22 protein-coding genes are annotated in these 23,986 nt (G+C 70.7%); 4 read left to right on the forward strand and 18 right to left on the reverse strand.

What is annotated here, in order from left to right; all coding sequences use genetic code 11:
* Nucleotides 1–16: 16 nt before the first annotated feature.
* The 9 genes from AC4D2F_RS08590 to AC4D2F_RS08630 form a co-directional block, all read right to left on the reverse strand.
* Nucleotides 17–1,999 (reverse strand): NHL domain-containing thioredoxin family protein, encoded by a 1,983-nt coding sequence (locus AC4D2F_RS08590; protein WP_490910179.1) that lies wholly within the window; start codon nt 1,997–1,999, stop codon nt 17–19.
* Nucleotides 1,996–4,131, reverse strand: coding sequence for a bifunctional copper resistance protein CopD/cytochrome c oxidase assembly protein (locus AC4D2F_RS08595; protein ID WP_490910180.1), 2,136 nt, complete (start codon nt 4,129–4,131; stop codon nt 1,996–1,998). Before AC4D2F_RS08595 ends, AC4D2F_RS08590 begins: the two co-directional genes overlap by 4 nt.
* A 127-nt stretch (nt 4,132–4,258) precedes the next feature.
* Nucleotides 4,259–4,537 (reverse strand): HU family DNA-binding protein, encoded by a 279-nt coding sequence (locus AC4D2F_RS08600; RefSeq protein ID WP_043441577.1) that lies wholly within the window; start codon nt 4,535–4,537, stop codon nt 4,259–4,261.
* 260 nt (nt 4,538–4,797) lie between these two features.
* Complete coding sequence (gene rpsN, locus AC4D2F_RS08605; RefSeq protein ID WP_026545363.1) at nt 4,798–5,103, reverse strand: 30S ribosomal protein S14; 306 nt, start codon at nt 5,101–5,103, stop codon at nt 4,798–4,800.
* 2 nt (nt 5,104–5,105) lie between these two features.
* On the reverse strand, nt 5,106–5,273 hold the full coding sequence (rpmG, locus tag AC4D2F_RS08610) for a 50S ribosomal protein L33 (protein ID WP_019481734.1): 168 nt from the start codon (nt 5,271–5,273) through the stop codon (nt 5,106–5,108).
* Nucleotides 5,273–5,509, reverse strand: a complete 237-nt coding sequence (gene rpmB, locus AC4D2F_RS08615; protein ID WP_043441573.1) for a 50S ribosomal protein L28 — start codon at nt 5,507–5,509, stop codon at nt 5,273–5,275. The genes rpmG and rpmB overlap by 1 nt, the downstream gene beginning before the upstream one ends.
* Before the next feature lie 304 nt (nt 5,510–5,813).
* Entirely contained in the window at nt 5,814–6,956 is a 1,143-nt protein-coding gene (locus AC4D2F_RS08620) for a glucose-1-phosphate adenylyltransferase family protein (protein ID WP_490910181.1), read from the reverse strand.
* Nucleotides 6,957–7,016: 60 nt separating this feature from the next.
* Nucleotides 7,017–7,553: a MarR family winged helix-turn-helix transcriptional regulator gene (locus AC4D2F_RS08625; RefSeq protein ID WP_490910182.1), complete on the reverse strand. Its 537-nt coding sequence runs from the start codon at nt 7,551–7,553 to the stop codon at nt 7,017–7,019.
* A 96-nt stretch (nt 7,554–7,649) separates the two neighbouring features.
* The gene (locus tag AC4D2F_RS08630; RefSeq protein WP_490910183.1) at nt 7,650–8,432 is read right to left on the reverse strand and encodes an SGNH/GDSL hydrolase family protein; all 783 of its coding nucleotides are present in this window, start codon (nt 8,430–8,432) and stop codon (nt 7,650–7,652) included.
* Between the two features lie 80 nt (nt 8,433–8,512).
* Between AC4D2F_RS08630 and AC4D2F_RS08635 the strand changes: the two genes are divergently transcribed.
* Entirely contained in the window at nt 8,513–9,511 is a 999-nt protein-coding gene (locus AC4D2F_RS08635; RefSeq protein WP_490910184.1) for a diacylglycerol/lipid kinase family protein, read from the forward strand.
* Nucleotides 9,512–9,583: 72 nt separating this feature from the next.
* Here the strand turns inward: AC4D2F_RS08635 and AC4D2F_RS08640 are convergent, their stop codons facing one another.
* The 6 genes from AC4D2F_RS08640 to AC4D2F_RS08665 all read right to left on the reverse strand — a co-directional run bounded on the left by AC4D2F_RS08640 (nt 9,584) and on the right by AC4D2F_RS08665 (nt 15,986).
* Nucleotides 9,584–10,636: a siderophore-interacting protein gene (locus AC4D2F_RS08640; protein ID WP_490910185.1), complete on the reverse strand. Its 1,053-nt coding sequence runs from the start codon at nt 10,634–10,636 to the stop codon at nt 9,584–9,586.
* Nucleotides 10,633–11,526, reverse strand: coding sequence for an ABC transporter ATP-binding protein (locus AC4D2F_RS08645; protein ID WP_306738566.1), 894 nt, complete (start codon nt 11,524–11,526; stop codon nt 10,633–10,635). The genes AC4D2F_RS08640 and AC4D2F_RS08645 overlap by 4 nt, the downstream gene beginning before the upstream one ends.
* On the reverse strand, nt 11,526–12,572 hold the full coding sequence (locus tag AC4D2F_RS08650; RefSeq protein ID WP_490910537.1) for a FecCD family ABC transporter permease: 1,047 nt from the start codon (nt 12,570–12,572) through the stop codon (nt 11,526–11,528). The genes AC4D2F_RS08645 and AC4D2F_RS08650 overlap by 1 nt, the downstream gene beginning before the upstream one ends.
* Before the next feature lie 29 nt (nt 12,573–12,601).
* Complete coding sequence (locus AC4D2F_RS08655) at nt 12,602–13,660, reverse strand: FecCD family ABC transporter permease (RefSeq protein WP_490910186.1); 1,059 nt, start codon at nt 13,658–13,660, stop codon at nt 12,602–12,604.
* Nucleotides 13,661–13,786: 126 nt separating this feature from the next.
* Nucleotides 13,787–14,797, reverse strand: a complete 1,011-nt coding sequence (locus AC4D2F_RS08660) for a glutathione S-transferase family protein (RefSeq protein WP_490910187.1) — start codon at nt 14,795–14,797, stop codon at nt 13,787–13,789.
* Between the two features lie 97 nt (nt 14,798–14,894).
* Nucleotides 14,895–15,986, reverse strand: coding sequence for a YihY/virulence factor BrkB family protein (locus tag AC4D2F_RS08665; protein ID WP_490910188.1), 1,092 nt, complete (start codon nt 15,984–15,986; stop codon nt 14,895–14,897).
* A 145-nt stretch (nt 15,987–16,131) separates the two neighbouring features.
* On the opposite strand from AC4D2F_RS08665, the gene AC4D2F_RS08670 reads away from it, so the two are divergent.
* Nucleotides 16,132–17,208, forward strand: a complete 1,077-nt coding sequence (locus AC4D2F_RS08670) for an NAD-dependent epimerase/dehydratase family protein (RefSeq protein ID WP_490910189.1) — start codon at nt 16,132–16,134, stop codon at nt 17,206–17,208.
* 11 nt (nt 17,209–17,219) lie between these two features.
* Here AC4D2F_RS08670 and AC4D2F_RS08675 read toward each other — a convergent pair whose 3' ends face one another.
* Both AC4D2F_RS08675 and AC4D2F_RS08680 read right to left on the reverse strand, forming a co-directional pair.
* Complete coding sequence (locus tag AC4D2F_RS08675; protein ID WP_490910190.1) at nt 17,220–19,307, reverse strand: sensor histidine kinase; 2,088 nt, start codon at nt 19,305–19,307, stop codon at nt 17,220–17,222.
* Nucleotides 19,308–19,442: 135 nt separating this feature from the next.
* Nucleotides 19,443–20,249: a Rossmann-fold NAD(P)-binding domain-containing protein gene (locus AC4D2F_RS08680; RefSeq protein ID WP_490910191.1), complete on the reverse strand. Its 807-nt coding sequence runs from the start codon at nt 20,247–20,249 to the stop codon at nt 19,443–19,445.
* A gap of 81 nt (nt 20,250–20,330) precedes the next feature.
* Here AC4D2F_RS08680 and AC4D2F_RS08685 point away from each other — a divergent pair, with 81 nt between their 5' ends.
* The gene (locus tag AC4D2F_RS08685) at nt 20,331–21,275 is read left to right on the forward strand and encodes an AraC family transcriptional regulator (RefSeq protein WP_490910192.1); all 945 of its coding nucleotides are present in this window, start codon (nt 20,331–20,333) and stop codon (nt 21,273–21,275) included.
* A 28-nt stretch (nt 21,276–21,303) separates the two neighbouring features.
* Here the strand turns inward: AC4D2F_RS08685 and AC4D2F_RS08690 are convergent, their stop codons facing one another.
* Nucleotides 21,304–22,347: an NAD(P)-dependent alcohol dehydrogenase gene (locus AC4D2F_RS08690; protein ID WP_490910193.1), complete on the reverse strand. Its 1,044-nt coding sequence runs from the start codon at nt 22,345–22,347 to the stop codon at nt 21,304–21,306.
* A 263-nt stretch (nt 22,348–22,610) separates the two neighbouring features.
* Between AC4D2F_RS08690 and AC4D2F_RS08695 the strand changes: the two genes are divergently transcribed.
* On the forward strand, nt 22,611–23,981 hold the full coding sequence (locus tag AC4D2F_RS08695) for a dihydrolipoyl dehydrogenase family protein (protein WP_490910194.1): 1,371 nt from the start codon (nt 22,611–22,613) through the stop codon (nt 23,979–23,981).
* The last annotated feature ends 5 nt before the right edge of the window (nt 23,982–23,986 follow it).

Genomic DNA, 23,986 nt, shown 5'->3' on the forward strand with positions numbered 1-23,986 from the left:
ACCTCCTGCCGGAGGGTCAGTCGAGGCCCCTCAGGTCCAGGGTCAGGCTCGTCTCGCCGTCGGCCGAGAGCGTCACGGGGATGCCCCAGTCCTGCTGGTACAGGTGGCAGGCGGCGTGGTCGGGGATCTCGCCGCCCGGCTCGCCGTCGCAGGACGCCGCGCGGGCGGTGATGTGCAGGACCCCGCCGCCCGCCTCAGGGGCGAGCACGAGCTCGCGGGTCAGGCCGGTGGACGTGCCGCCGCCCGAGACGAGGAGCGATTCCGGCGACGCACTGATCTTCAGCTGGGTGGGATCACCCCAGCGGTCGTCGAGCTTCTGGCCCTTCGGCGCCGTGAAGCGCACGGTGAGTCCCACGGGGCCCGCGGACATCGCAGTGGTGGGCCGCTGGGTCCGGGATGCTCCCTCGTCGACGGCGAGGGCCTCCTTGGGCAGCGGCACACGGACCAGCTGGTGCCGGTTGGCCTCGACGACGATCAGCAGCGGGTCCCCGCCGTCGGCCACGGGGGTCAGGTCCACGAGGACGTCGGAGGGCTCGGACAGGCCGCGGAGCAGCGTGGACACCTGGCGGGTGGCGGGATCGTACCGGCGGACGGCGCCGTTGTAGGTGTCCGCGATGGCGATGGACCCGTCAGGGAGCGCGGCGACCCCGAGCGGGTGCTGCAGCCGTGCCTGTCCGGCGTCGCCGTCCCGGAAACCGAAGTCGAACAGGCCGGTCCCGACGGCGGTCTGCACCTGCACGCGGCGGCGGCCGCCGACCTCGAGGAAGGACAGGATGCGCACGGAGGAGGTCTCCGAATCGGCGATCCAGATGCTGCCGTTCGCATCCTCCGCGAGGCCCGAGGACTGGGCGAACCACGCGGTCGACGCATCGCCGTCGAGCAGTCCCTCCAGTCCCGTGCCGGCGAGGATGTCGACGGCGTGGGAGCGGGGGTCGTAGGTGAAGATCTGGTGCGTGCCGGCCATGGCGATGACCACGCGGTCCAGCACCGTCGAATGGAGCACGTCCCACGGCGAGGACAGCGACACGTTCAGCGCATCGGTGCCGAGCTCCGTCTCCGTGAGGCGGGGCGCCTCGCTCTCCGCGTCCACCTCGAAGGCGTTCTCCTGCAGCCCGGTCTTCGTGTGGTTCCCGGCGTCGAGCAGTCGCTGCGTGCCGTTGCCCGCGAGGGTGCGCACCTCCCCCGTGGCGAGGTCCACGCCACGCAGGCGGTGGTTCACGGAGTCCGCGACGACGACGTCGTACCCGACCTCCGCGGCCAGCGCGGCGGGCAGCAGGGCGAGCCCCTGCGGCTCGTTGAACTCCGCCTCGCCGGCGCCGCCGTCGCGGAAGCCCTTCGCACCGGAACCGATGGTGCGGCGGACCGTGACGAGGTCAGCTTCGAGCTCCACGAGCCGGTGGTGGCCCGTGTCGCCGGCGAGGAAGGTACCGGTGGCGGGGAGCGCGAGCAGCTTGCCGGGGAACTTCAGGTCCCCTGCGGTGCTCTCCGCCGGGACGTACGGGCCGTCGCCGCGGTGCAGCGTGCCCTTCGCCTCGTGCTCGGCGACGAGCTCCTCGACGAGCGAGGTGAGGCCGGCGGCGTGGCCCTCGCCGGAGAGGTGCGCCACGATGTAGCCCTCCGGATCGATCACCACGAGCGTTGGCCACGCGCGGGCCGTGTAGGCCTGCCACGTGGTCAGCTCCGGGTCGTCGAGGACGGGGTGGTGGATGTCGTAGCGCTCGACGGCGGCGGCCAGCGCGTCCGGATCGGCCTCGTGCTCGAACTTCGGCGAGTGCACGCCGACCGTCACCAGGACGTCCGAGTGCTGCTCCTCGAGCGGCCGGAGCTCGTCGAGGACGTGCAGGCAGTTGATGCAGCAGAAGGTCCAGAAATCGAGGATCACGATTTTTCCGCGGAGGTCCTCGAGCTGCAGCTGCCTGCCGCCGGTGTTGAGCCAGTTACGGCCGGTCAGGGCTGAGCCGCGCACCCGGTAGCCAGTGCGCACGGTGGTCTCGGTCATTCATCGTCTCCTGCGGTGGTGGTCGCCCGCGCCGCGGGCTGCTGCCCTGCGCGGGCGGGTCCGGCGTCGCGCGCGGCGAGGTCGGCGAACATGCTGTTGTAAGCCGCGAGGTCGGCGTCGTTATTCCTGTCCGCCGCGCGGTCCTTGCGCTTCGTCTCCCGCGCATCCGAGCGCGACCACACGATCGCGACGCCGATCGCGAGCAGCAGCGTGGGGATCTCGCCCACGCCCCAGGTCACGGCGCCGCCCACCTGCTGGTCGGCGAGGGCGGAGGCGCCCCACTCACGGCCCATGTTGCCGAACCAGGAGGCCTCGAGCAGCGACGTCGAGCCCATGAGGGTGACGCCGAAGAAGGCGTGGAAGGCCATCGTCGCGAACAGGAGCAGCAGCCGCATGGGGTACGGGGCACGGAACGGCACGGGATCGGAGCCGATCATGGACAGCACGAAGATGTACCCGGTGATCAGGAAGTGGGTGATCATGAGCTCGTGGCCCACGTGCTCGCGCAGCGCGAACCCGAACAGCGGCGAGTAGTAGAACACGACGATCGACGCGACGAAGTTGCCGGCTGCGACGAGCGGGTGCGTGATGATCCGCGACGGCAGCGAATGCACGATCACGAGGATCCATTCCCGGATGCCGCGCGTGCCGTCCCGCCGGGCGCTGAGCGCCTTGAGCGCGAGGGTGACGGGTGCGCCGAGGACGAGGAACAGCGGCACCACCATCGTCAGGGCCATGTGGTCCACCATGTGCGCGCTGAACAGCACCATGCCGTAGATGGCGGGCGCGCCGGAGGTGAAGTAGGTGAGGCATGCCAGGCCGACCAGCCAGCTCATGAGTTTCAGCGGCGACCAGGAGTCGCCGCGGCGGTGCAGCTTCAGCATGCCCAGGACGTATGCGACGGCGAAGATCACCGCGACCGCGATCCACAGCCAGTCGGGCCGCCACTCGGTGACCCAGCGCGCCGCGGTGGGCTCGGGCGGGAGGTCGTAGCCGGTCAGGATCCGCGCCGGTCCCGCCTCGGTGGGCAGTTCCTCGGAGCGGGGCGGGGCCGTGCGTCCGAGGGCCCCGGCGACCCCCAGCACCGCGCTCATGATGAGGAGTTCGACGAGGATGAGCTGCCACAGGACGCGGCGTGCGGACATCTTCGACGCGGCGGTCCCGGCGGGAGCCCCGAGCTGCGGGATGATCCACTGCCGGTGCATCCAGCCGATCCCGCCGAGCAGGATCGTGGCGATGGTCTTGAAGGTGACGAGCAGTCCCCACGGGGAGCTGAGCTGCCCGAGGTCCGAGATCCGGAGGCTGGCGTTCACCACGCCGGAGGCGACCACGAGGACGAACGCGAAGCCGGCCAGCGCGGAGAAGCGCTGGAGGACCGGCAGGGTCTGCCCGCCGAGCGCGCCGCCCACCACGGCGAGGGCGATGATCCCGCCGACCCACAGGCAGACGCCCACCAGGTGCAGGGCGATCGAGTTCACCGCGGCGTTGTGGTCGTCACCGCTGGCGGAATGGCCGATCAGGGCCATGGGCAGCAGGTTCAGGAGCGCGAGCACCAGGGTGAGGGCCAGGCCGGTCTGCGACCGCACCCCGAACAGGAGGGTGGCCAGGACGGCCGCGACGATGGTCGTCACGAGCCAGGCGCGCCCGGTGGAGAAGTCGGTGAGGAAGGCGGCGAGCCCCTGCGTGTAGGCGGGGTCGGTGCTGAGCGGCAGTCCTGCCGCGTCCGAGTAGGTGAAGATCATGACGCCGAGCGCGCCGAGCGTCCAGGCGACGGCGGAGACGGAGGCCAGCAGCATCACGCGCGAGAAGGCAGGATGCTCGGCGGCGGTCTCCGCGGGCTTCCGGCCGCGGGGTCCGACCCTCCGTGGGAGCATGAAGACGGCGAGGACGAGGGCGCCGATGGTCGCTGCGGCCGCCGTGTTGTTGAGCACCTTGGCGACGGGCAGGCCCCACCGGGTGAGGGCGCCGGGGTCTCCGAGCTGACGCGCGGCGGCCGCCCCCGTGTAGAGCAGGGCGACGACGAGGGCGCCGAGGACGACGGCCCCGGCCAGGACGAGCCAGCCGGTCGCGAGGGCTCGCTCGGGGGAGGAAGCGGCGGCGGTCTCCCGGGGTTCCTTCACAGTGGTCGGCACATACACCATTCTCTACCCCGAGTAGAAATAGGGCCAATCTCCTCCGGGCCTTCGCCGAACGGGAGGGCCCCTTAACGCCGAGGGACCGCTGCCTCATGGCAGCGGTCCCCTGGTGTCGGTCCTGGGACTACTTGGCGGAAGCCTTCAGCTTCGAGCCGGCGGTCAGCTTGACGCTGTGGCCGGCGGCGATCTGGATGGTCTCACCGGTCTGGGGGTTGCGGCCCGTGCGCGCTGCGCGGCTGGTGCGCTCGACGGCGAGCCATCCGGGGATGGTGATCTTCTCGTCCTTGGCGATGGACTCGGAGAAGACGTCGAACAGCGCATCGAGGACGCTGTTGACGGCGGCCTGGCTGGTGTCGGCCTTCGCCGCTACCTCTGCAACAAGTTCACTACGGTTCTTAGCCAATTTTGTCCTCCTGGACGTCACTCTTCGGAAAGAGCTCTTCGCGGTATTCGAAAAGCCTCTGTCCGAAAACTTACCAGCTTGGACGCCCCGACCCGCGTGTTCACGCGGCTTTTCGGCGGAAAGACGGCCGTTTCGAGGCTGTTTTCCGGCCGTGGCCGGGGCATGATCGCGAAGAAGCCGCCACCCGGGGGGTGACGGCTTCTTCGGTTACCGCGCGGGGCGGCGGGTGATGCGGTGGGGCTCGGCGCCCCGGGGGCTGTCTACCAGCTCGACTTGGTCACGCCGGGCAGTTCGCCACGGTGTGCCATGTCACGGAAGCGGACACGGGAGATGCCGAACTTCTGGAGCGTGCCGCGGGGGCGGCCGTCGATCTGGTCGCGGTTGCGCAGGCGCACCGGCGAGGCGTTGCGGGGAAGCTTCTGCAGGCCGAGGCGTGCGGCTTCGCGTGCTTCGTCGGTGGCGTTCTCGTCGACGAGGGTCTTCTTGAGCTCGAGGCGCTTGGCCGCGTAGCGCTCGACGATGACCTTGCGCTGCTCGTTACGAGCAATCTTTGACTTCTTGGCCATGGTTAGCGCTCCTCTCGGAATTCGACGTGCTTGCGGATCTTGGGGTCGTACTTCATCAGGACCATGCGGTCCGGATCGTTACGACGGTTCTTGCGCGTCACGTAGGTGTAGCCCGTCCCGGCGGTGGACTTCAGCTTGATGATCGGACGTACGTCCTTGTCCTTGGCCATTAGAGCTTCACTCCCCTCGCGAGGATGGACGCGACGACCGCGTCGATGCCACGCACGTCGATGGTCTTGATACCGCGGGCCGAGACCTGCAGCGTCACGTTGCGGCGCAGGGAAGGCACGTAGTAGCGCTTCTTCTGAATGTTGGGGTCGAACCGGCGCTTGTTACGGCGGTGCGAGTGCGAAATGCTGTGTCCAAAGCCGGGCTCGGCTCCGGTCACTTGGCAGTGGGCTGCCATAACTCTCCTCCAGATTAGATGAACGTGACGGAATCACTTGTTGGGCGTCCCGCCACCAGTAATGACACCGTTATTACTGCAGCTTTCCGGAGGTTGACCTGGCAGGGTGAGAACCTGCCGAAGCGCCTCGCCGCGGGGAAGACGGTGAAGTTCAGGCGGGGCACGGCCTTGCGGCCGGCACAGCCTTGAATTCTAGGTAGTCGCGGGTTGCTGGGCAAATTCCTCCCGTCCGTGGACGGGCGTCATCAGCCACAGCCAAACGCCCTACCATCCTACCGGCCGGATGAGGCGTGACCAAAACGGGTCAGTCGTCGATCAGCCCGTCCCGCCCGACGACGGCGGGCTCGTCCGGACTGGCACCGAGGCGGTCGCCGTCGACGACGGCGTCCGAGTCCACGATGGCGTGCCGCACCACCGCCCCGGCCTCCACCCGCACCCGGTTCAGCAGGACGGCATCCTCCACGACCGCCCCGGCCTCCACCGTGGCACCCGAGCCGATGACGCTCCGGCGGACCGTGCCGTGCACGCGCGCGCCGGGGGCGATCAGCGAGCTGCCGACAACGGCCCCGTCGCCGATGAACGCCGGTACCAGTTCCGGCGGCTCGGTGAGGATGGGCCAGTCGGGGTCCGAGAGGTCGAGACCCTCACCGTCCACGAGGTCCAGGTGGGCGCGGAGGTAGTTCGCCGGCGTCCCGAGATCGCGCCAGTACCCCTGGAGCCGGTGTTCGACCACGGAACCCTGCTCCACCAGGTGCGGCACCAGGTGGTGCCCGTAGTCACCCAGGCTGCCCTCGGTGCCGTCCAGGCGCTCGAGGGCGTCGAGGAGGGTCGCCGCGGTGTACAGGAAGATCTCCGTGGTGACGATGCGCGTCCGCGGCTCCTCCGGCTTGTAGGCGAAGTCGGTCACGCGGCCGTCGTCGTCCACGGCCACGACGCCGTGGGCGGAGGCGTCGCCGTCGAAGTCCGCGGTGACCATGGTGAGCGCGGCCCCGCTGTCGAGGTGCGTGGCGACGACGTCGCGGTAGTCGAGGCGGTAGAGGTGGTCCGAGCTGAGGACGAGGACCAGGTCCGGTGCGAAGTCGCGGATGGAGTCGGCCTGCCGGAGCAGTCCGTCGGCGTTGCCCTCGGCGAACCCCTCGCCGTCGCCCCCGCTGAAGGGAGGCAGCACCAGGAGCCCGCCGCGGGTGCGGTCGAGGTCCCAGGGCCTGCCGTTGCGGAGGTGGTCGTTGATGGTCTTCGGCTGGTACTGCTCCATGACCCACACGTCGGAGATGCCGCTGTGGTGCAGGTTGGACAGGGGGATGTCGATCAGCCGGAAGCTGCCGCCGACGGGCATGACGGGCTTCGCCCGGTGATCGGTGAGCGCACCGAGGCGCCCTCCCGCACCGCCGGCGAGCACGATCGCGAGGATGCGCGGCTGGTGCCGGGCCTTCGCCTGCTGGTCCATGGGCAGTCCTGTCCTGTCTGTGTCCGGTCGGGATGATGGCCCCGCCCCGGTCGGGTGGTCCTAGAGGTCCTGCTGGGAGCTTCCCTGCGCTGCCGCCCGGCCGGCCAGGGCCGCCGCCGGGGCGGCGTCGGCCAGGATCCAGTGCGCGCTGTCCATCCCGCGGAGGATCTTGCGGCCCACGCGCTCGAGGTCGGCGACGTCCTGGTCATCGAGGGCGTCGAAGACGGTGGAGCGGACCTGTGCGACGTGCGACACCGCGAGTTCGGTCAGCATCTCGAGCCCGTCGGCGGTGAGGGAGGCCGTGGTCACGCGCCCGTCGAGGGAGGACGGCAATCGGGTGACCCACCCCCGGCCCTCGAGCTTCTTGACCACGTGGCTGAGCCGGGAGAGGGATGCGGTGGACCGGGCGGCGAGCTCGCTCATGGGCAGGCTCGTGCCCTCCGCCTCCGAGAGCATCGCGAGGACGTGGTAGTCGAACAGGGTGATCCGCGCCTCACGGAAGAGGTGGGTGTCGAGGTTCGCGGGAAGCAGGGAGGTCAGCGCGTAGAGGGCCAGCCATGCCCGCCGCTCGTCGGGTGTGAGCCAGTGCGCCGCCATGCGCTCATTCTGGCACACGGGGTCCTCCGGACGAGGGCCCGTGCCGCGGCCCCGGCGTGCTTGCGGGTACGGCCGGATCCGTGCTCGCTGCGGGCCTCAGGCGCTGACCGAGGCCCAGTGCGGGCGGGTCAGCGACGGGTACTTCGGCGCCAGGTCGTCCCCGGACGAGACGCCCCGCAGTCGCCTGCCCACCCAGGGCGTCAGGTACTCCCGCGCCCACTGCGCATCGGCCCGCAGCTGGTCCGCCCGGTTCAGGGCGGGACGGGCGTCGAGCTCGGGCAGGTCGATCCGGTGGGACGCCTTCATGGCCTCGAGCACGCGCGCGGCCATGAGCGTGTGCCCCGCGACGGACATGTGCATGCGGTCGACGTCCCAGTAGCTCCAGTCCTGGAACTCCCGCAGGCGCCAGTAGTCGACGATCGTGGCGGCATGCCGGTCGGCGATCTCACGCACCCACTCGTTGTAGACGGCGGTGCGCCCGCGGGTCTTCCCGAAGACCGCCGATCCCGCCGTGTCGAAGCCCGTGAAGAGCACGACGGCGGCTCCCGCCGCGCGGAGCCGGGCCACGCCGTCGTCGTACCGGGACATCAGGAGGTCGATGTCGACGCGCGGCCGCAGGATGTCGTTCGCTCCGGCATAGACGGTCACGAGCGTCGGCTCGAGGGCCAGGGCGGCGTCGACCTGCTGGTCGAGGATCTGCCGCATCTTCTTCCCGCGGATGGCGAGGTTCGCGTAGCCCCAGGACGCGTCGGCGAGGACCAGCTGCTCCGCGACGCGGTCCGCCCACCCCCGGACGCCGTTGGGCGACGCCGGATCCCAGTCACCCACCCCTTCGGTGAAGGAATCGCCAAGGGCCACGTATCGCTGGGTGTAGGTCACGACCAAAGATTACCCCCGCCGGCCGCACCGGCCGGGATAAGCTCGTCGGAGCCATCCCTCCACCCTGCCCGAAGGACATCATGCCCACCGAAGCCACACTCGAAGCGACCCCCGAGACGCTCGCGGACACCGGATCGGGCCGCCGTCGCGCCGCGCTCATCGTCAACCCGATCAAGATCACCACGGTGGACGTCGAGGCGGCCGTGAAGCGCATCTCGGCCGAGGACGGGTGGGACGAGCCCCTGGTCATCGAGACGACCGCGGATGATCCGGGTCACGGCCAGGCCCAGCAGGCCCTCGAGGCGGGTGTGGACCTGGTCATCGCCGCGGGCGGGGACGGCACCGTGCGGTGCATCGCCGAGGAACTCTCCGGCACCGACACCATGATGGCCCTCGTGCCGCTGGGTACGGGCAACCTCCTGGCGCGCAACCTCGACATCGCGGTCGACGATCCGGACGCCGCCGTCGAGGCCGCGTTCCGCGGGACCGAACGCACCATCGACGTCGTGCACGTGACCGTGGACCGGGCACAGGACGCCCACGTCTTCCTGGTGATGGCCGGCATCGGCTACGACGCCGCCATCATGTCCGACACCCGGGACGACCTGAAGGACAAGGTGGGCTGGCTCGCCTACGTGGACGCCGGCATCAGGAACCTCCCCGGCAAACCGACCCGGACCACCATCTCGGTGGACGGCGGCAAACCCTTCGACCGCCGCCTGCGCAGCGTCATGGGCGGCAACTGCGGCAAGATCATGGGCGGCCTGGAGATCTTCCCCGGCGCGAAGATCGACGACGGCCTGATGGACCTGATGACGGTCGCCCCGAAGGGGAAGCTCGGCTGGCTCGCCGTCGTCGGCAAGCTCTTCGCCCGCGGCAAGGGCAAGGACTCCTCACTCGAGTACTTCCAGTGCCGCACCGCGGAGGTCACCCTGCACGCGCCGCTGGAGGTGCAGCTCGACGGCGATCCCCTCGGCGAGGCGACCCACATGGCGTTCGAGGTCAAGCCGAATTCGTTGCGCCTGAGGATGCCGCTGGGCTACAAGGACCCCGCCGTGGTGAGCGAGCCCCTGCCCTGACGGGTGGGCCCTGGGCGGCGCCGGGCGGGCCGCGGAGTGCGCCGGCCCGGTCGGCTCTGCTGCGGCTCCGGGTCAGGCCTGTTCCGCGCGCCCCTTGCGCCAGTACCCCATGAACGCCACCTGCTTCCGGTCCACGCCGACGTCGCGCACGAGGTAGCGGCGCAGGCTGCGCACCACGGCCGCCTCGCCCGCGATCCAGGCGTAGAAGGGCTGCGTGCCCGGAGGCCGCTCCGGGTTGACCGTGGACCGCACGATCGCCGTCTCGAGCAGCTGCGGTGTCTCCCAGAGGATGGTCCTGTCGATGTCGACGTCCTCCGGCTCGCCTCCGCCGTTCGCGCTCTCCCGGCCGGACAGGGAGACCCAGCCCGGGACGCGCACCGCGTCCCGGACCGCCGCCTCCAGGTGCTCGCCGTGCGGGCGATCCCCGCGGGGCAGCCAGGTGACCTGCACGGACGAGCGTGACCGGATGGGCCGGATGTCCTGCCCGTCCGGCACCTCCAGGAACGCGTGGCCGCCGATGTCCTCGGGGAGTGCCTCGAGGATGGCGCTGATGGCGGGCACGGCGGTCTCGTCCCCCGCGAGGAGGACATGCTGCGCGAGGCCCGGGCTCCATTCGATCCCCCCGTACGCACCCGCCGTCCGGCACTGGGCGGCGGAGGCGTTCGGCCCGATGACGCAGACCCTGTCCCCCGGCCGCGCCGCCGCTGCCCATTCCACGGCGGGACCGCCCCGGCCGTGGGCGTCCAGGTGCATCACGAAGTCGACGTCGATTTCGGGGCGGGGACCGCTGCAGCGTGATTCCCGCACCGTGTAGGTGCGCATGGAACCGCGGTCCGCGGCATCCAGGCCGAGCCACCGCTGGTACCAGCCCGAGGCGTCGCCGCTGCTCATCATCGCCGCGATGTCCGGGGCGTCGCGGCCCTCGGAGGGGATGACGATCTTGATCCGCAGGTCGAGGGTGTCCCCCACCACGCCGAACCCCGTGAGGCACGCGCCGCCGAAGGTGATGCGGCGGAAGGTGGGGGTGAGGTCCCGGACGGCGGTGACGACGACGTCGAACGCCAGCACCATCGGCTCGGTGTCCGCGGCGGTCCGTCGCACGCTGCGCTGGGTCACGTCGGTCATGATGCTGCCTCCAGGGGGGTCGGAACGGTGTCCTGCGGGCCGGGTCCTTCGCCGGCTTCGCCCGGACCGTGGTGCCGGCCGTGGTGCCGGCCGATCGGGACCACCATCGGGGTCCCCGAGACCGGGTCGGTGATGACGCGGCACTCGAGGTCGAACACCCCGGACACGGTCTCCTCGGTCACCACGTCCGACGGCGCGCCGTCGGCCACGATCCTGCCGTCCCGCATGGCGATCAGGTGGTCCGCGTAGCGTGCGGCGAGGTTGAGGTCGTGCAGCACCATGACCACCGTGGTCCCGGACCGCCGGTTGAGATCCGTGATGAGGTCCAGGACCTCGATCTGGTGGGTGACGTCGAGGAACGTGGTGGGTTCGTCGAGGAGCAGGATGTCCGTCTGCTGGGCGAGCGCCATCGCGATCCAGACGCGCTGGCGCTGCCCGCCGCTGAGCTCGTCCACGGAGCGGTCGGCGAGCGGGAGGGTGTCGGTGGCCTCGAGTGCACCCGCGACGGCGGCGTCGTCCTCCGGCGTCCACTGGCGGAACCACCCCTGGTGCGGGTACCGGCCGCGGCCCACGAGGTCGGCGACGCTGATGCCGTCGGGCGCGACAGGGGTCTGCGGGAGGAGGCCGAGGACGCGGGCGACTGCCTTGGTGGACTGCGTGGAGATGTCGGAGCCGTTGAGCAGCACGGTGCCGCCGGCGGGCTTGAGGAGGCGTGCCAGTCCCCGCAGCAGCGTCGACTTGCCGCACGCGTTCGCACCGACGATCACCGTCACCTTCCCGGCGGGCAGGGCCACGTCGAGTCCGTCGACCACGGTGCGGTCGTCGTAGGCGAGGGTGAGCGCCTCGGCGGTCAGCGTGGCCGCCGTCGTACGTCCGGATCCTGCCATCATCAGCCTCCCTGGCCCGAGCGGTTCGCCGTGGCGAGCAGCCACAGCAGGAACGGGGCGCCGAGCGCGCCGGTCACGACGCCGACGGGCAGCGACGCACCGGGGACGAGGTTGGCCGCCACGAAATCCGCACCGAGCACGATCACCGCACCCACGAGGGCCGCCATGGCCAGCGACGGACGGTTGCCGAGCAGGCGGCGGGCGATCGGCCCCGACAGGAAGGCGACGGCGGCCACGGGTCCGGCAGCGGCGGTCGCCACCGCGGCAAGGGCGACGCCCGTGGACATGAGCCCCAGGCGCGAGGCCTCGACGCGGAGGCCGAGGCCCGCGGCGGCGTCATCGCCCAGTTCCAGGCCCTGCAGGCTGCGGGAGAGGACCGCAGCGGCCGGCAGCAGCACGGCGAGGCACGCGACGAGGACCGTCACGCGGTCCCACGTGCTGGAGTTCAGCGAGCCGTTCAGCCAGAGCACCGCGGCCGACGCCGTGCGGAGGTCGGTGCGAGTGATGAGGAAGCTCACGAGCGCGTGCATGACCGCCGCGAAGCCGATCCCGACGAGGATCAGGCGGTAGCCCGCCACGCCGCCACGACGGGAGATCAGGTAGATGGCCGCCGCGACCACCATCGCGCCCACGAGGGCCGAGAGGGACACCGCGGCACCGGCCGCCCCGAAGAGGACGATCGCGGTCACGGCCGACGCACTGGCACCGTAGCTGATGCCGATGATGTCGGGGCTCGCGAGCGGGTTCCTCAGCATGGTCTGGAACACGGCACCCGCGATCCCGAAGGCGATCCCGACGAGGAGCCCGATGACCGCCCGGGGCAGCTTGTTCTCCAGCACGATGAAGCTCGCGCCGGGGATGTCGGCGCCGCCGAGGATGCGGAAGAAGTCCGGGAGGGTGACGGTGTAGGAGCCGAGCAGGACGTTTACGGCGAACAGCACCGCGACGACGCCGGCCACGACGGCCAGCCGCGTGCCCGTGCTCCGGCGGCGGCGCGCCCGGACGGCGGCGGGACCGCCCGGATGCCCGGGGCGGTCCGCCCGGGGCATCCGGGCGGGCGCGTAATCCACGGACGCGCTCACAGCTGCGCCATCCTGCGCCGCCGGACGAGCCAGATGAAGAGGGGGGCGCCGAGCACGGCGGTCATGATGCCCACCTGCACCTCGCCCGGCGGCAGGATGACCCGGCCCACGATGTCCGCCCACAGGAGCAGCACGGGACCCGACAGGGCGGAGAAGGGCAGGATCCACCGGTAGTCGGAGCCGACGACGAGCCGCACCAGGTGCGGGATGACGAGTCCCACGAAGGCGATCGGCCCTGCCGCGGCCACGGCCGCACCGCACAGCAGCACGACGCCGACGGCGGTGACGGCACGGGCGAGGGGGACGTTCTGGCCGAGGCCGCGTGCCACGTCGTCGCCCAGCGCCAGGGAGTTGAGGACCCGGCCCGTGGCCAGGGTCAGGACGAGGCCCGCCCCGACGAACGGCGCCACCGCACCGATGACCTCCCAGCCCCGACCGGCGAGCGTGCCGACCTGCCAGAACCGGAAGGCGTCGAGGGTCTCCTGGCTGGAGACGAGGACGGCGTTCGTGAGGCTCGCGAGTCCGGCGGCCAGGGCCGCCCCGGCGAGTGCCAGCTTGACCGGCGTCGCGCCGTCCCTCCCGAGGCTCGCCACGGCGTAGACGGCGACGGCCGCGGCGCCCGCGCCGGCGAAGGCGAACCAGAGATAGCTGGAGGCGCTGCTGAGGCCGAACAGGTAGATCCCGACGACGACGGCGAGGGACGCACCGGCGTTGATGCCGAGGATGCCGGGGTCCGCCAGCGGATTGCGGGCGATGCCCTGCAGCGCGGCTCCCGCGGTGGCGAGCGCCGCCCCGACGAGCAGCCCGACCACGGTGCGCGGGACACGGGAGAGGACCACGGCGTGGTCGCCGTTCGCCGGGTCGAAGGACGCCACGGCGTCGAGCACGGTCGGGATGCTGACGGAACGGGCGCCGATGGTGAGCGAGGCGACGCAGGACAGTCCGAGGATCACGACCGCGAGCAGCAGCTTCGCGAGGCTCCTCGCGCCGGAGGACCGGTGGCGGGAGGCCGGGCCGGCAGGGGCCCGGCGCAGGGTGGAGGCCTGGACTGCCATGTGCCTCCCTCAGCCGGACGATCGGTCTGAGTAAGGCTAGCCTAGGCTTGGATGGATTAGGAAACGAACTTGTTTCCTAATCCGATGCGGGCCTGCCCCGGAGGAACCGCGGCAGGCCCGCTCAGGTCACGCGGCGGCCGGCGGGGTGCCGTCGCCGAACGGCCTGCCGCCGAATGCCTCACGTCCATGGGCGGTGGTCCATCCGGCCAGGTCCGGGCCCTTCGGGACGATCCCCGTGGGATTGATGTCCTCGTGGACGATGTAGTAGTGCTGCTTGATCTGCTCGAAGTCGACGGTGTCGCCGAAGCCGGGCGTCTGGAAGAGATCGCGCGCGTAGGCCCACAGCGCGGGCATCTCGGTCAGCGTGTTCCGGTTGCACTTGAAATGGCCGTGGTACACGGGGTCGAAGCGGACCAGCGTGGTGAACAGGCGGACATCGGCCTCGGTGATGGTGTCGCCGACGAGGAAACGCCGGTCGGTCAGCCGCTCCTCGAGCCAATCAAGGGCCGTGAAGAGGCGGTCGTACGCAGCCTCGTAGGCCTCCTGCGACCCCGCGAACCCGCAACGGTAGACGCCGTTGTTGACCTCCGTGAAGACCCGCCTGTTCACGGTGTCGATCTCCTCGCGGAGGTGCTCCGGGTAGAGGTCCGGTGCTCCCTCGCGGTGGAACTCCTTCCACTCACCGGAGAAGTCGAGGGTGATCTGCGGGAAGTTGTTCGTCACGACCGCGCCGGTGGTGGTGTCCACGATGGCAGGGACGGTGATGCCGCGCGAGTAGTTCGGGTCCCGCTTGAAGAAGGCCTCCTGCAGCCGCTCGATGCCGAGCACCGGGTCGCGGCCGTCGGGGTCGAGGTCGAAGGTCCAGGACCGGCTGTCATGCGTGGGCCCGGGGGTGCCCAGCGAGATGGCGTCCTCCAGCCCGAGGAGCCTCCGCACGATGATGGTCCGGTTCGCCCAGGGGCAGGCGCGGGCCGCGACGAGGCGGTACCGGCCCGCCTCGACGGGGTAGCCGTCGGCGCCGTCGCGCGTGATCCGCGTCTCGATGTACTGGGTGTCGCGGGTGAACTCCTCGCCGGAGGTCACGTAGGCCCCTTTGGTGCTGTGCCCGGACGATTCGGCCTGCTGTGTGTCGGTCATGCTGCCAGTCTAGGACGGCGGACACGCGGGAGGTCCGGCCGTGTGCACGGCCGGGCCTCCCGGAGGGTGGGTCCGGAGGGTGGGTCCGGACCGTCCGTCAGTTCTTCGCGGACTCGCGTCCGTACTTCTCGCGGAGCTCGCGCCCCTCGCGGACGAGCTTGAGGTGCTTCTCGCTCTTCTTCTCGGCGGCCTTGGTGTCGCGCGGGGGAAGCTGGATGGTCTCCTCCGCCTCGATCCCGCCCTGCAGCTGGCGGCCGCGCTCCATCTCGGCGTCGAACTCGACGCCGAACAGCAGCGAGATGTTGGCGAGCCAGATCCACAGGAGCAGCACGATGACGCCGGCGATGGCACCGTACGTCGCGTTGTAGTTGCCGAAGTTGGCGACGTAGAGGGAGAACGCGGCCGTGGTGATCGCGAGGACGAGCAGGGCGATGAACCCGCCGAGGCTCATCCAGCGGAACTTGGGCTGCTTGATGTTGGGGGCGCCGTAGTACAGGACGGCGATCATGAGGACGGCGAAGAGGACCATGACGGGCCACTTGACGATGTTCCAGATGGTCACGGCGGTGCTGCCCAGGCCGATGGTGTTGCCGACGGCCTCCGCGACCGGTCCCGAGAGCACGAGCATGAGGCCCATGGCGACGATCAGGAGGAGGACGATGATGGTGATGAGCAGCATCTGCGGGCGCAGCTTGAGGAAGCCGCGGCCTTCCTCGACCTCGTAGACGCGGTTCATGGCCCGCGAGAACGCGTTGACGTAACCGGAGGCCGACCAGATGGCGCCGAGGAGGCCGATGACGAACGTCAGGCCGGCGGCCTGGTTGGACGCCAGGTTCTGGATGATGGGCTCGATGGTGGCGATCGCCTCTGCGGGTGCGAACTGCCCGATGACCCCCATGACCTGGTCGGTGGTGGCCTGAGCCTGACCGAAGAGTCCGAGGAGGGACATCAGGGCGAGGATTCCGGGGAAGATGGCGAGCACGGCGTAGTAGGTCAGCGCCGCGGCGAGGTCGGTGCACTGGTCCTTGCCGAACTCGTTGACGGAGCGCTTGAACACGTACTTCCAGGCCGGCTTCTTGACGTCCTTCGGATCGTCCGGCTTGCGGGGATCGTTGGGATCGGGTGCGTTCTGGGCCTTCTGCCCGGCCGCACTGCGGGGCTCGTTCCCCACCCTGCTGTTGCTGCTCACGGATACCTCCCGGTCTGGCCCCGCAGACGGTGTGGGGCGCTCTTTCGGCTATGCGTCTGGTCCAACTGCACCATAAGCTTACTTAGTAGTCCAGTTCCGACCGGCACCTGCCCGTGCCGCCCGCGACCCAAGGCCAGGAGCAGCAATGCGTATCGCAATCATCGGTGCCACCGGGAACGTCGGCACCGCGGTCCTCACCCGCCTCCACCGCGCCGCCGAGGAGCGCACGACTCCCCCGCCGGCGGGCGCCCACCCGGCCGATGACCCGGTGGGCCTCTCGATCACCGCGGTCGCCCGCACCCTCCCGGACACGGGCCGGTTCCCCTACGCGGGCGTCGCCTGGCACGCCATCGACATCGGGACCGACGAGGGCCGGGACGCCCTGACGGCGGCCCTCTCCGGCGTGGACGCCGTCGTGCATCTCGCCTGGGCCATCCAGCCCAACCGGGACGAGGACGCCATGCACCGGACCAACGTCACCGGCACCGCGAATGTCCTGCGCGCGGCCGCGGCGGCCGGCGTGCGCCAGGTCGTCTGCGCATCGTCCGTCGGTGCCTACTCCCCCTCGGACAAGGACACCCGCAGGGACGAGTCCTGGCCGACCGGGGGCATCGAGTCCTCCCACTACAGCCGGCACAAGGCCGAGCAGGAGAGGCTGCTGGACGGGTTCGAGCGGGACCACCCGGAGATCACGGTGGCACGGCTGCGGCCCGGGCTGATCTTCCAGGGCCAGGCCGGCAGCGAGATCGGCCGGTACTTCCTGGGGCCCCTCGTGCCCAAGATCGTGCTGGGTGCCCTGCCGCTCCTGCCGATCCCCGGCTCCTTCATCTTCCAGGCCGTGCACGCGGAGGACGTGGCCGACGCCTACTGGCGCGTGGTGGCGCAGCGTGCCGCCGGCGCCTTCAACATCGCGGCCGAACCGGAGCTCACCCCCGAGCGCGTCGCCGACCTGCTGGGCGCCCGGCGGATCATCGGCTTGCCCGTGCGCGTGCTCCGGGGGATCGTCGGTGCGAGTTGGGCCCTCGGCGTCCAGCAGACGGACCCGGGCTGGATCGACATGGCCGCCGGGAGTCCCGTCATGGACACCACGCGGGCGCGCACCGAGCTGGGCTGGGAACCGCACCACTCCTCGAAAGACGCCCTGGCCGAGGTCCTGGCCGGGCTTCGCCACGGCGCCGGCCGCCGCGGCTCCCCGAAGCTGTACCCCCGCTCGGGGTCCTGAGCAGCAGGGCCTCAGGGGGTGGAGACCCGCGGCCCCTCGGTGGCGGCGACGAGAGGGACGCCCTCCGGCAGCTGGTCCGGCACCCCGGGAAGGTCGACCGTGAATTCGGCGCCGCCCCTCTCGATGTTGCGGACCCTGATCGACCCGCCATGGCTCTCGGCGATCCTGCGGCAGATGGCCAGCCCCAGGCCGGTGCCCGTCGCCTGATTCAGCCCGTTCTCCGACCGGTGGAACTCCTCGAACACGCGCTCGAGGTCCCCACCCGGGATGCCGATGCCGTTGTCCCGCACGTGGACCTCGGTCCGGCCGGTCGAGGCGTCCATCGAGGTGTGGACAGCGACCTCGGCCGAACCGTCGGTCCGCCCGTACTTCATGGCGTTGCCGACGAGGTTCTCCATGAGCTGCAGGAAGAGCCGCTCGTCGGCATAGACCGGGTGCGACGCGTGGACGTCGAAGCGCACCTCGGGCAGGTGCGTCCCGGGCAGCGCGGTCCGCAGGTCGATGATGCCCTCGACGACGCGGCCGACGTCGATCCTGGAGGCTGTCAGCTTCTCCTCCTTCGCCAGGCTGTAGGCGAGGAGGTTGCGGATGAGGTTCCGCATGCGGAGGCTCGCCTGCTGCAGCCGCTCGATGCTCGCCTGCCGTTCCGAGAGCGGCAGCTCCGGGTCCTCGAGCATCTCGAGCCAGCCGTCGAAGACCGTCAGGGGTGTCAGGAGGTCGTGGGCGACGACGGACGCGAACCGGCCGAGGTCCCGCTGGTACGCCCGCTCGTCGGTGACGTTCCTCATCACGACGAGCGCCCCCCGTTCGCCGGGCAGCGGCATCGCGTCGACGGAGAGGTGTACGAGCTCGCCGGACCGGTGCACGAGATCCAGGTCCATCCGCTCCGTCGCCGATCCCTGGAGGGCCAGCGTCAGCGGGTTGTCGGCATCCTCCAGCCGCGCCCCATCGGGCCAGGTGACTTCGTAGTCGCGCCGCCACACCTCACCGGGGCGGGCCGTCCCCGATCCGAGCCACCGCTCGCTCATGGCGTTCTGGAAGATCAGGCGACGGTCCGGTCCCGCGACGAGCACGCCGTCGTTCATGCGGCCGATCACGAGGTCGCGCAGGTCCGCCGCCGCCTTCGCCTCGGCGGTGGCGCGATACAGGCGGTCGATCAGGCGGCGCCGCTCGTCCATGCTGAGCGCCAGGACCGCGGAGAGTGAGAAGGCGATGAACATGAAGGACTGAGCCACGTAGGCGCCCGCGACAGGCGCCAGGTCCTGGAACGGGCCCAGGCCGGCCAGGGTGAAGAACACGAGGAAGGCCCCGCTCACCAGCCCGTGCAGCATGGCCCACCCGGTGCGCAACCGGAGCCCGGCCCACATGTGGGCGGGGATCGTGGTGTAGGCGATGGGCAGGGCCGACCCCGCACCGAAGGTGGCGACGTACAGCAGCACCGACGCGACGACGAGCAGGGCGTATTCGGTGCGCCGGGCGACGGTGAGCGGTGTCGGGTGCTCCCCGCGGGCGCGGGCGGTGATGCTCGCTGCGGCGACGATCCCGAGGGATCCGATCGCGGTGAGCGACACCGCATGGCGGACGAGCCACGGGATGAAGGACGCGAACGGATCAGGGCCGCCCTCGAGCGCGACGCCGAGGACGATGAAGAGGGCGCCGACGGAACACGCGCCGAGCGCCACCAGACCGAGGCGGAGATACTCCCCCACGGTCCGCACGGACACGGACGGCACCAGGCGCCGGAAGGAGTAGACGGCCACCGCGGTCTGGGCCACGCTCCCGAACGCGACGGCGAAGGCCAGCTGGGCGCTCAGGCCGGTGGCCAGGTTCACGGCGGCCAGGAGCGGCACGGTGGCGAGGAGGGCGACGGCGAGATCGCGCCGCGAGCGCGAGGCCCACAGCCCCCAGAGGAAATTAATCCCTGCGGCGGGCCAGACCAGTGCGAGGCTGGAGGATTCGAAGGTCGTGAAGCGTCCGAAGAGGGCGGCCGCCACGAGCATCGCGGCGAAGGCCGCATGCACGGCGACGGGAGACATCCGTGTCAGCCCCCCAGCGACCGTCAGCATCCGCCCCTCGTCCATCCCATCTCGTGCCGGCATCCTGCCTCCCGCGGTCGAGACCGGACCCCGCGGAGGCGGCCGGAAAAGCACCGCTGACGGACAGTGTACTTGCTACTTCCCCCGTCCTGCCCGCTCCCGCGCCTGCGGACGGGCCCGGAGCATGAGCACTGCGGTTCACGACCAGGCCCCGGTCGCCGCCGTCGCCGCCGCGTAGGAGCCGAAGGATGCTGCAGGCCGGCCCAGGATCTGCTCGACGCCGGCCTCGAGGGAGGCATTGCGGCCGTCGAGGATGTCGGTGAAGAGGTGGGCGAGGAACTCCGCCTCCTCCGCGGGGATCCCGTCGTCGGCGAGGTCGGTGACGAACGACGCGACGTCGACCGCCTCGAACGTCACCGGTCGTCCGGAGGCGTCGGCGAGGACCTGCGCGGCCTGGGCGAAGGTCAGCAGTTCCGGACCGGACAGCTCGTAGGTGGCGTCCTCCGGGACGGCCCGGGTGAGGACCTGGACCGCCGCGTCGGCGACATCGTCCAGGTCCACGAATGCCTCAGGCACGTCGGGTGCCGGAAGCCGCAGTCGTCCCCGGCGGACGGGCCCCTTGAGGAAGTTCTCGGAGAAGTTCTGCTGGAACCAGGAACAGCGGAAGACTGTGGTGGGCACACCCGCTCCGCGCAGGGCCGTTTCGCTCGCGCGGGCTCCTTCCTCACCCCTGCCCGAGAGCAGGACGAGCCGTTCCAGGCCCTCCGCCGCGGCAAGTCGACCGAGCGCCGCCATCTTCTCCGGTACTCCGGGGAAGGCCAGGTCAGGGGCGAAGCAGACGTAGGCGGAGGTGGCGCCGGACAGGGCCTGCGGCCAGGTGTCGGATCTGTCCCAGTCGAAGCCCGTGTGACGGGAGGCGAGCCGCGTGGGCTCTCCGAGGGCAGTGAGGCGGTCATTGATGCGTGCGCCGGAGCGTCCTGCGCCGCCGAGGAGAAGAGTTGTCATGCATCCAGTGAACGGCCACGGCATCGGACGAAGAATGGGTGGGACTCCACAGATCCTTGGTGATCGTCTACCGTCGTGGCCATGGATCCGCTGACCCATTTCCTGGACGGCCCGCGCGCCGTGCGCGCGTTCGCGCTCGCCATGCACATGAGCGCACCCTGGGGGGTGGAGGTCCGCGACAACGCGGTGCTCACCGTCCTGGCCGTCACGTCGGGCGAGGCGCGCGTGACGGGCGTGCTCCTCGAGGAAGGGGATGTCGCGCTCGTCCGCGGCCCCGAACCCTATGACGTGACCGACGCCGCCGGCAGCCCGCCCTCCATCGAGATCGGCCCCGGGCAGCAGTGCACCACCGTCGACGGACGGGATCTTCAGGAGGAGTTCCGTCGCGGGATCCGCCGCTGGGGCAATGCCACGGACGGGGGGACGGCACTCCTGGTCGGGACGTACGACCGACCGGATCAGGCCGGCGGGCTCGTGGCCCGCGCCCTGCCCCGACTCGCCGTCGTACGGCGTGACCGCGCCGACGCAGACATCGTCCGGCTGCTGGCCGGCGAGATCTCCCGGGAGGACCCCGCCGCCCAGGTCGTCGTCGACCGCCTCCTCGACGTCCTCGTCGTCAGCACCATGCGCCGCTGGTTCGACGGCGCGGACCGTCCGCCGAATCCCACCTGGTTCGCGGCCGACGACCCCGTGGTCAGGGCCGCCCTCGATCACCTGCATGCCGCGCCTGCGGCTCCCTGGACCGTGGAGACCCTCGCTCGGCGGGTCAACACCTCGCGGGCCTCCCTCGCCGCCCGCTTCCGCACGAGCGTCGGGGAGCCCCCCATGGGCTATCTGACCCGCTGGCGCCTCACGCTTGCCGGCGATCTCCTGCAGACCCCGGGCGTCACCATCGCGCACGTCGCCCGCTCGGTCGGGTACACCGACGCCTACTCGTTCAGCACCGCGTTCAAGCGACACGTGGGAGTCACACCGTCCGAGTTCCGACGCCACCGTCCGGTCCTGGTGGGGGGCGAATGGTCCTGACGGAGCCTGCCGCCGCCGAAGGTGCCGCCTAGCCCAGGGTGGCCGTGTCGATCACGAAGCGGTAGCGGACGTCGGAGGACAGGACGCGCTCGTAGGCCTCGTTGACGGCGTCGGCCGCGATGACCTCTACCTCGGGTGCGATGCCGTGGTCGGCGCAGAAGTCGAGCATCTCCTGGGTCTCGCGGATGCCGCCGATCCCCGATCCCGCGAAGGAGCGACGCTGGTTGAACAGCGTGAACACGTGCAGGGGAAGGGCATCGGCGGGAGCGCCCACGTTGACCATGGTCCCGTTCAGGCCGAGCAGCCCGAGGTGCGCGTCCAGGTCGATCTTGGCGCTGACGGTGTTGATGATCAGGTCGAAGGTGTTGGCCAGCTGCTTGAACGTGTCCGGGTCGCTCGTGGCGTAGTAGTGCTCGGCGCCGAACCGCTTGCCGTCCTCCTGCTTGCTGAGGCTCTGCGAGAGCACCGTCACCTCGGCGCCCATCGCGGAGGCGATCTTGACGGCCATGTGCCCGAGTCCGCCCATGCCGACGACCGCGACCTTCTTGCCCGGGCCCGCGTTCCAGTGGGAGAGCGGCGAGTAGGTCGTGATGCCCGCGCAGAGCAGGGGTGCGGCCGCTTCGTAGGGGATGCTCTCCGGCACCGTGAGGACGAAGTCCTCGTCGACGACGATGTGCGTCGAGTAGCCGCCCTGCGTGATCGAGCCGTCGCGGTCCACGGACGCGTAGGTCCCGATGTTGCCGTTGAGGCAGTACTGCTCCTCGCCCTGCAGGCAGTTCGCGCACTCACGGCAGGAATTCACCATGCAGCCGACACCCACGCGGTCGCCGACCTTGTGGCGGGTCGCCTCGCTGCCGGCCTCCTCGACGACGCCGACGATCTCGTGGCCGACCGTCAACGGGTACTGCTGGGGACCCCACTCGCCGCGCACCGTGTGGATGTCGGAGTGGCAGATCCCGGCATAGGCGATCTTGATCAGTACGTCCTTCGAGCCGACGTCGCGGCGCTCGATGGTCGTGGGGATGAGCGGGTCCGTTGCGGATGGCGCTGCGTAGGCCTTGACGGTCCTCATGGGGTTCCTCCTGGGAATCGGGGACACGGCCCGCAGGGTTGCGGGCCGGGAGTCTGGTGGCTGCCGCCCTGGCGGCAGGTGCGGGCCCTGCCTGCTTCGACACTGATGCGGGGGCGCCCGGAGGTGGGACAGTCATGGACGTCCTGACCGCTGCCCACTGTTCCAACGGTAAGGCGGATCGCCGACGAGTGGTGCATTGTGGCGCGGGTGACATCCGGTGGAGGATGGGACGAGCCACGGCGGACGACCTCAAGGAGCATTCCATGGACTACATGTTCGATGTCCTCGTCATCGGCGGTGGGCCCGCCGGAATGGCGGCCGCCACGCGCGCAGCCGAACTCGGGGCACGCACCGCCGTCGTCGAACGCTCCGCGCTCGGTGGGACCTGCGTGAACTCGGGATGCGTCCCCACGCGCGTACTCGCCAAGACCGCGCGGCTGTTCCGCGAGGTCCGCACGGCGTACGACTACGGGATCGTCGTCGCCGAACCGTCCGTCGACTGGGACAAGACGGTGCAGCGGGTCCGAGCCACGGTGGCCCGGGTACTCGACGCCAAGGGCTACGGCCCCACCATGGAACGCTTCGCCATCGACCTCGTCGAGGGCGACGCCGAGCTCACGGGCGAGCACAGCGTCGTCGTCGACGGCCGGGAGATCACCGCCGCCGCGATCATCCTGTGCATCGGCGGCAGCGGCCGCCGCCTGCCGATCGAGGGCGCCGAACATGCCGTCCTGCCGCACGAGGTACTCGACCTCCCGAGCCTGCCCGGTACGGTCGCGATCATCGGCGGCGGACACACCGGTGCCCAGATGACCACCATCTTCGACGCCATGGGCTCGGACGTCCTCCTCCTCGACGTCGCACCGCGCATCCTGATGACGGAGGACGAGGACGTCGCGGACGTCGTCACCGCCAGCTTTCGGGGCAGGGGTATCCGGGTGGAGGCCGGCATCAGCGGTATCGACAGCATCCGCCGGGAGGAGGGCGGCCTCACGCTCACCTGGCAGCGCGATGAGGCACCGGAGTCCCTCACCGTGGACGCCGTCATCATGGCGGCCGGCTGGCCCGCGAACCTCGCCGGCCTGGGCCTCGACGCGGCGGGCGTCCGGACTGCCCGCTCCTTCATCCCGGTGGACGACTACCTGCGGTCCAACGTGCCGCACATCTTCGTGGCGGGCGATGCGAACGGCAGCAGCATGCTGGTGCAGGCCGCAGTCTTCGAGGGGGAGACCGCGGCCGAGAACGCCGTGATGGGCGCCATGCGGACCACACCGCACCATCTCCTGCCCGAAGGCGGGTTCACCGACCCCGACTATGCAGGGGTCGGGCTCACGGAGGCTCAGGCGAGGGAACGCGACACGGAATGCCACGCCGTCACGGTGCCCTACGCCGCCGTGGAGCGTCCCATCATCGACGACCGCGAGCAGGGCTTCCTCAAGCTCGTGATCGACCGGCGCCGCGAGCTGATCCTCGGCGCACACGCGGTGGGTGAGAACGCCGTCGAGGTCATCACCGCGGTGGCCGCCGCCATGGCGGCGGGCACCGACCTGGCGACGCTGGCCCGGGTGAAGTTCGCGTACCCCACGTACAGCGCCATCATCGGGCAGGCGGCCAGGGCCGGCCTCCACAGCTGACCTCC

This window comes from Arthrobacter sp. TJ-263, from assembly GCF_058269155.1.

Excerpts from the sequence above, each read along its gene's own strand:
- rpsN (WP_026545363.1), bottom strand. The coding sequence starts at position 5,103 with ATGGCCAAGAAGTCAAAGATTGCTCGTAACGAGCAGCGCAAGGTCATC.
- AC4D2F_RS08620 (WP_490910181.1), bottom strand. The coding sequence starts at position 6,956 with ATGGACCAGCAGGCGAAGGCCCGGCACCAGCCGCGCATCCTCGCGATC.
- rpmG (WP_019481734.1), bottom strand. The coding sequence starts at position 5,273 with ATGGCCAAGGACAAGGACGTACGTCCGATCATCAAGCTGAAGTCCACC.
- AC4D2F_RS08655 (WP_490910186.1), bottom strand. The coding sequence starts at position 13,660 with ATGGCAGTCCAGGCCTCCACCCTGCGCCGGGCCCCTGCCGGCCCGGCC.
- AC4D2F_RS08650 (WP_490910537.1), bottom strand. The coding sequence starts at position 12,572 with ATGCCCCGGGCGGACCGCCCCGGGCATCCGGGCGGTCCCGCCGCCGTC.
- rpmB (WP_043441573.1), bottom strand. The coding sequence starts at position 5,509 with ATGGCAGCCCACTGCCAAGTGACCGGAGCCGAGCCCGGCTTTGGACAC.
- AC4D2F_RS08645 (WP_306738566.1), bottom strand. The coding sequence starts at position 11,526 with ATGATGGCAGGATCCGGACGTACGACGGCGGCCACGCTGACCGCCGAG.
- AC4D2F_RS08625 (WP_490910182.1), bottom strand. The coding sequence starts at position 7,553 with ATGGCGGCGCACTGGCTCACACCCGACGAGCGGCGGGCATGGCTGGCC.
- AC4D2F_RS08635 (WP_490910184.1), top strand. The coding sequence starts at position 8,513 with ATGCCCACCGAAGCCACACTCGAAGCGACCCCCGAGACGCTCGCGGAC.
- AC4D2F_RS08680 (WP_490910191.1), bottom strand. The coding sequence starts at position 20,249 with ATGACAACTCTTCTCCTCGGCGGCGCAGGACGCTCCGGCGCACGCATC.
- AC4D2F_RS08590 (WP_490910179.1), bottom strand. The coding sequence starts at position 1,999 with ATGACCGAGACCACCGTGCGCACTGGCTACCGGGTGCGCGGCTCAGCC.
- AC4D2F_RS08685 (WP_490910192.1), top strand. The coding sequence starts at position 20,331 with ATGGATCCGCTGACCCATTTCCTGGACGGCCCGCGCGCCGTGCGCGCG.
- AC4D2F_RS08675 (WP_490910190.1), bottom strand. The coding sequence starts at position 19,307 with ATGCCGGCACGAGATGGGATGGACGAGGGGCGGATGCTGACGGTCGCT.
- AC4D2F_RS08690 (WP_490910193.1), bottom strand. The coding sequence starts at position 22,347 with ATGAGGACCGTCAAGGCCTACGCAGCGCCATCCGCAACGGACCCGCTC.
- AC4D2F_RS08670 (WP_490910189.1), top strand. The coding sequence starts at position 16,132 with ATGCGTATCGCAATCATCGGTGCCACCGGGAACGTCGGCACCGCGGTC.
- AC4D2F_RS08695 (WP_490910194.1), top strand. The coding sequence starts at position 22,611 with ATGGACTACATGTTCGATGTCCTCGTCATCGGCGGTGGGCCCGCCGGA.
- AC4D2F_RS08660 (WP_490910187.1), bottom strand. The coding sequence starts at position 14,797 with ATGACCGACACACAGCAGGCCGAATCGTCCGGGCACAGCACCAAAGGG.
- AC4D2F_RS08640 (WP_490910185.1), bottom strand. The coding sequence starts at position 10,636 with ATGACCGACGTGACCCAGCGCAGCGTGCGACGGACCGCCGCGGACACC.